This window comes from Serratia sp. CY76391, assembly GCF_052166695.1.
GTDB classification, from domain to species: Bacteria; Pseudomonadota; Gammaproteobacteria; order Enterobacterales; family Enterobacteriaceae; genus Serratia; species Serratia nematodiphila.
This window is the reverse complement of record NZ_JBJNOJ010000024.1, coordinates 1-5,478: the sequence shown is the minus strand read 5'-3', so window position 1 is coordinate 5,478 and position 5,478 is coordinate 1. Positions and strand designations below refer to the sequence as shown.

The 5,478-nt window shown below is 52.0% G+C and carries 5 protein-coding genes, 4 tRNA genes, 1 rRNA gene and 1 other RNA gene; 9 read left to right on the top strand and 2 right to left on the bottom strand.

The features are described from left to right. The 3 genes from rrf to birA all read left to right on the top strand — a co-directional run. Positions 1 to 72, top strand: a 5S ribosomal RNA gene (rrf, locus tag ACJ8PN_RS25525); the annotation flags it as partial. Positions 73 to 450: 378 nt separating this feature from the next. Then, positions 451 to 1,488, top strand: coding sequence for a UDP-N-acetylmuramate dehydrogenase (gene murB, locus ACJ8PN_RS25520; protein ID WP_048326866.1), 1,038 nt, complete (start codon positions 451 to 453; stop codon positions 1,486 to 1,488). Next, positions 1,485 to 2,447 carry a bifunctional biotin--[acetyl-CoA-carboxylase] ligase/biotin operon repressor BirA gene (birA, locus tag ACJ8PN_RS25515; protein WP_351110277.1) on the top strand — a complete coding sequence of 321 codons (963 nt, stop codon included), beginning with the start codon at positions 1,485 to 1,487 and terminating at the stop codon, positions 2,445 to 2,447. Before murB ends, birA begins: the two co-directional genes overlap by 4 nt. A 48-nt stretch (positions 2,448 to 2,495) precedes the next feature. On the opposite strand, the gene coaA is transcribed toward birA, so the two are convergent. Next, positions 2,496 to 3,446 (bottom strand): type I pantothenate kinase, encoded by a 951-nt coding sequence (gene coaA / locus ACJ8PN_RS25510; protein WP_351110279.1) that lies wholly within the window; start codon positions 3,444 to 3,446, stop codon positions 2,496 to 2,498. Positions 3,447 to 3,665: 219 nt separating this feature from the next. Continuing rightward, positions 3,666 to 4,214, bottom strand: a complete 549-nt coding sequence (locus tag ACJ8PN_RS25505) for a GNAT family N-acetyltransferase (RefSeq protein ID WP_004929422.1) — start codon at positions 4,212 to 4,214, stop codon at positions 3,666 to 3,668. 396 nt (positions 4,215 to 4,610) lie between these two features. Between ACJ8PN_RS25505 and ACJ8PN_RS25500 the strand changes: the two genes are divergently transcribed. From ACJ8PN_RS25500 to ACJ8PN_RS25475, 6 genes are all read left to right on the top strand, one after another. Beyond that, a tRNA-Thr gene (locus tag ACJ8PN_RS25500) sits at positions 4,611 to 4,686 on the top strand. 25 nt (positions 4,687 to 4,711) lie between these two features. Next, positions 4,712 to 4,796 (top strand) — tRNA-Tyr (locus tag ACJ8PN_RS25495). Between the two features lie 46 nt (positions 4,797 to 4,842). Continuing rightward, positions 4,843 to 4,958, top strand: a non-coding RNA gene (locus ACJ8PN_RS25490) — RtT sRNA. Between the two features lie 36 nt (positions 4,959 to 4,994). Continuing rightward, positions 4,995 to 5,069 (top strand) — tRNA-Gly (locus ACJ8PN_RS25485). A gap of 6 nt (positions 5,070 to 5,075) precedes the next feature. Next, positions 5,076 to 5,151 (top strand) — tRNA-Thr (locus tag ACJ8PN_RS25480). 109 nt (positions 5,152 to 5,260) lie between these two features. Continuing rightward, the coding region (locus ACJ8PN_RS25475; protein ID WP_045142993.1) for a GTP-binding protein at positions 5,261 to 5,478 on the top strand (218 nt) is incomplete at its 3' end.

Here is a 5,478-nt window from a genome sequence, read left to right as displayed (position 1 = left end):
CTCAGAAGTGAAACGCCGTAGCGCCGATGGTAGTGTGGGGTCTCCCCATGCGAGAGTAGGACACTGCCAGGCATCAAATAAAGCCGAAAGCCCTGAACTGACGTTCAGGGCTTTTTGCTGTGCGTAAAATAAATATCCTGACAGTATCTATTACTTTGAAAAATGCTTTTTTGGGCATATGTAGTTTATCCTTATAAGGAAGCATAATGTTTCTTTGCTAGGGAAATAGCCAGCTAAATATATAATTGATAGTTCCAGATTATTATTTAAATAATAAAAATATCTATCTATGAACAGACTGATGAGAATTATCCGGTTATATCAAAGATAAATCTTAATTCTTCAGTGTATTAGTCGATAAATTTCACGTTAATTAAAACAAATATTAGCCAGACGCTTCGAATCGAGTAGACTAGGCGGAAGATTATTTCCGTATGGGTACTGAACGTTATGTCTACTGAAAGCGCGTCTTTAAAAAACCACAATACGTTTGCGCTCCCGGTCAACGCAGCGCACCTGATCATGGCCGATAGAATTGAGCTGATGCTCAAGGTGTGGCAACAAACGCGCAAGCGTCAGGAGCCGTTGCTGATTCTCGGTGAAGGTAGCAACGTGCTGTTCCTGGAGGATTTTTCTGGCACAGTAATGGTCAATCAGTTGAAGGGTATTGATGTTCGGGAAGATAACGATGCCTGGTATCTCCACGTCAGCTCCGGTGAAAATTGGCATGATCTGGTGCAATATACGCTGCAGGCCGGGATCTGCGGTCTGGAAAACCTGGCATTGATTCCTGGATTGGCCGGTTCCGCCCCTATCCAGAACATCGGCGCCTACGGCGTCGAATTGAAAGACGTCTGCGAGTATGTCGATCTGCTGGACTTCTCTACCGGCGCTATCGATCGTATTCCGGCTGCCGAGTGTGGTTTTGGCTACCGGGAAAGTATTTTCAAACACCGTTTCCAGACTGGACATGTCATTGTCGGGCTGGGTCTGCGTCTCAACAAACAGTGGCAACCCAAATTGAGCTACGGCGATCTGGCCAAGCTGGATCCTGCCACGGTGACACCACTTCAGGTATTTGAATCCGTATGCGCCATGCGCCGCAGCAAGCTGCCCGATCCGCGTGAAACCGGCAATGCCGGCAGCTTCTTCAAGAATCCGCTGGTGAACGCAGAGAAAGCCGCAGAACTCATCGCTAAATATCCCGCTATGCCGCATTATCCACAGCAGGATGGCCAGGTGAAGCTGGCCGCCGGATGGCTTATCGATCAATGCGAACTGAAAGGATATCGTATCGGTGGCGCTGCGGTACACCGCCAACAAGCGCTGGTGCTGGTGAACATCGCCAACGCCCACAGTCAGGATGTGGTGGCGTTGGCGCGCCACGTACGCAAGACGGTGGCTGATAAATTCGGCGTGTGGCTGGAACCTGAGGTGCGTTTTATTGGCGCGACCGGTGAACTGAATGCCGTGGCGGTGCTGTCATGAAAGATACCAAGGTTCCGTTAAAACTGATCGCGCTGCTGGCTGACGGCGAATTCCATTCCGGTGAACACCTCGGTGAGTCACTGGGCATGAGTCGCGCGGCGATCAATAAGCATATTCAGACCATTCGCGAATGGGGACTGGATGTCTTTACCGTGCCCGGAAAAGGCTATAGCCTGCCTGGCGCCATCCAGCTGTTGGAAGCCAAGCGAATCCTCAGCCTGCTGGAAGACAAGCGTGTAAGCGTGTTGCCGGTGGTCGATTCCACCAACCAATACTTGCTGGACCGCATCGACGAATTGCACTCTGGTGATGCCTGCGTCGCTGAATACCAACAGGCTGGACGAGGGCGCCGCGGGCGGCAGTGGATCTCGCCATTCGGCGCTAATTTATATCTGTCGATGTTCTGGCGACTGGAGCAGGGGCCGGCAGCGGCTATGGGGCTTAGCCTGGTGATCGGGATGGTGATGGCGGAGGTCTTGCAGCGCCTCGGTGCGGCTGATGTGCGCGTGAAGTGGCCTAACGATCTTTATCTGAACGATCGTAAATTGGCGGGGATCCTGGTAGAACTGACGGGAAAAACTGGCGATGCGGCTCAACTGGTCATCGGCGCCGGCATCAACCTGGCGATGCGTGATACCAATGCCAGCGCCATTACTCAGGGATGGATTAACCTACAGGAAGCGGGAATTCAGATCGAGCGCAATGAACTGGCTGCAACCTTGCTTAATGAACTGCGTCAGTCATTGAAACAGTTTGAGATAGACGGACTCGCGCCCTTTATCGGTCGCTGGCGTACGCTGGATAACTTTATCGACAGGCCGGTCAAGCTGCTGATTGGCGAGCGGCAGATTGTGGGTATCGCCCGAGGAATCGATTCACAGGGCGCACTGCTGCTGGAACAGGACGGGGAGATCAAGCCCTTCATCGGTGGCGAGATATCGCTGCGCAGCGCGGAATAGCGAGAAAAGACAAGGGGACAGTAACGTCCCCTGAATCGATCGGTAGGCTTACTTTCTTAAACGCACGCTTTCAACGGCGTGGTTAGCGCTTTTGGTCATTATCAGGCTGGCGCGTTCACGGGTGGGTAGTATATTCTGCTGCAAATTCAATCCGTTAATTTCATTCCATAATTGCGTGGCGATATTAACTGCTTCCGGTTCCGGCAATTTTGAATAGTTATGGAAATAAGAATCGGGATTGGAAAATGCGCCCTGACGGAATTTCAAGAAGCGATTGATATACCAGCTTTGCAATAGCGTCTCCGGCGCATCGACATATATAGAGAAGTCGACAAAATCGGAAACGAATACGCGATGCGGATCGTGAGGATAATCCATGCCGCTTTGCAATACGTTAAGCCCTTCCAGGATCAGAATATCCGGTTGCTCGATGACTTTATTGCCTTCGGGTACAACGTCATAGATTAAATGAGAATAAACCGGAGCGATGACGCGTTTGGCGCCGGATTTCACTTCCGACACGAATTTCACCAGGCTATGCATATCGTAAGACTGCGGGAAGCCTTTTTTCTTCATCAGGCCGCGTTCGTTCAGCACCTTATTAGGGTGTAAGAAGCCGTCGGTCGTGATCAACTCAACGCTGCGGTGTTCTGGCCAACGGCTCAACAACGCCTGCAACAGACGTGCGGTTGTGCTCTTACCGACGGCTACGCTGCCGGCGATGCCGATGACATAGGGAATCTTTTGCCCGTCGGTGCCGAGGAATTGCTCGAGCACCGCCTGCCTACGCAGGTTGGAACTGATATAGAAGTTCAACAGCCGTGACAGCGGCAGATAAATCTGCGCAACTTCTTCCAACGAGAGATCTTCGTTAATCCCTTTCAGTTTAACGATCTCTTCTTCTGACAACGTCAGCGGCACCGAATCTCGCAACGCAGCCCATTGGGTACGATCGAACTGTAGGTAAGGCGTTGCTAAAGATTGATCTCTTTTTATCATAAGCCAAATTCTGCCTGTTAACGCAGGTTGGGAAAGGCGCCGGACGCCAACTCCAGAGAATAAACAAGCTGCATATTATAGACAGCTTCGTTTTTGGCGTAGACTTTTTTCGCAAAAGTTGTCGATAGGCAGCAGTTTATGTCAATTGTGCGAAGCGGCGCGCAGTTGATAAAGCGGGGTTGCAAGGCGGTATCATCAGAGCCGGATACCGCCTGAAGACTAACTGGCGATGGCGCGCGAAGGCTGATTTACGGTGAACAGACGTTTGTAATAAATGACGGTCGGATGGTAATGCCCATCGGGACCCGCTGCATAATCCGGCAGCTCACCCAAACAGCGATAACCCAGGCTGCGATAAAGCGCTTCTGCCGCCGAACCGGCCTGCGTATCCAGGTACAATAGCCCGCGTTGCTGCTGCAGTGCCGCGTACTCCAGCGTCTTCATCAGAGCCTGACCTACGCCGTTGCGGCGAGCACGGCTATGCACCAACAGCTTCACCACCTCCGCACGATTACGGCCGTTCGGCTTCTGGCAAAGCTCGAGTTGCACGGTGCCAACGACGCCGCGATCGTCACGGGCAATCCACAGCAGCAGCTCGCCTTTGGCCAGGGCCGGTCGCAGACTGTGGAAGTAGCTCTCGGCGTCTTCGTGAGGAATTAAGGTGTCGTAACCGACAGAAGCGCCGTGCGTGACGGCATCGGTCAACAGGCGGGCCAATTCATCGCGGTAAATCGGCAACGTAGCGGCGTTGATAGGCACTATTTTCATCGGTCATTCCTCCTGGGATGGGGGTAATGAAGAGAAGCAATAACTGAGCCACAGCGGCGAAAGGCATAGCAACGGCAAAAGGGCGAGGGATCAGTGTAGCCCACGCCGCAGTCCGGGGCAGGTATCCCCTTTTTGGTGCATCGATCCCGCTCACAGTTTACCATCGCGGGTTAAGTGTTTTGAGAAGCCCGACACGGAGAAAGCGGCGCTCAAGGCTTGCAAAAAGTGGATAAAATTGTAGAGAATGATTGCCGCGAGTGATGAATGTTTGCACGCCGCAGGCTGCAAATTGCATGACAGTATGCAAAATTGACTGATTTATGAGCGAAAGTGCGCGTAAAGCAATTTTTTTGTTGCATAGGTCGCCCGCTCTACCTAGAATGCGCTGCACTTGATGCCGGCTTAGCTCAGTAGGTAGAGCAACTGACTTGTAATCAGTAGGTCACCAGTTCGATTCCGGTAGCCGGCACCATTCAAGTCACAAGTAGTTAAAATCTGGTGGGGTTCCCGAGCGGCCAAAGGGAGCAGACTGTAAATCTGCCGTCACAGACTTCGAAGGTTCGAATCCTTCCCCCACCACCAAATCTTGCCTTCGGCGATTAACTGAGATGCGATAAATACCGCAACGGTTGATGGCGGGAGGAGAGGGCGAAAGCCTTCGGCAAGGTTCGAGCTGTGCAGCGCAAGGCGCAGCCGGCCCGAAGGATGCGAGCCGAGTGATGAACAATCCTGCTCCATCCCAAAATTCTACAGAAAAATCAGGTAGCCGAGTTCCAGGATGCGGGCATCGTATAATGGCTATTACCTCAGCCTTCCAAGCTGATGATGTGGGTTCGATTCCCACTGCCCGCTCCAAGATGTGCTGATATAGCTCAGTTGGTAGAGCGCACCCTTGGTAAGGGTGAGGTCGGCAGTTCGAATCTGCCTATCAGCACCACTTCTTAATTTCTCGCCCCCTGATTTTCTTTCTGTTCTGGATTCAACGAGCAAATGCTTGGTTGATGTGGTGATACCACCGATTTATCCGTGTCTTAGAGGGACAATCGATGTCTAAAGAAAAGTTTGAACGTACAAAACCGCACGTTAACGTCGGTACTATCGGCCACGTTGACCACGGTAAAACTACCCTGACTGCAGCGATCACTACCGTACTGGCTAAAACCTACGGCGGTTCTGCACGTGCTTTCGACCAGATCGATAACGCGCCAGAAGAAAAAGCTCGTGGTATCACCATCAACACCTCTCACGTTGAGTATGACACCCC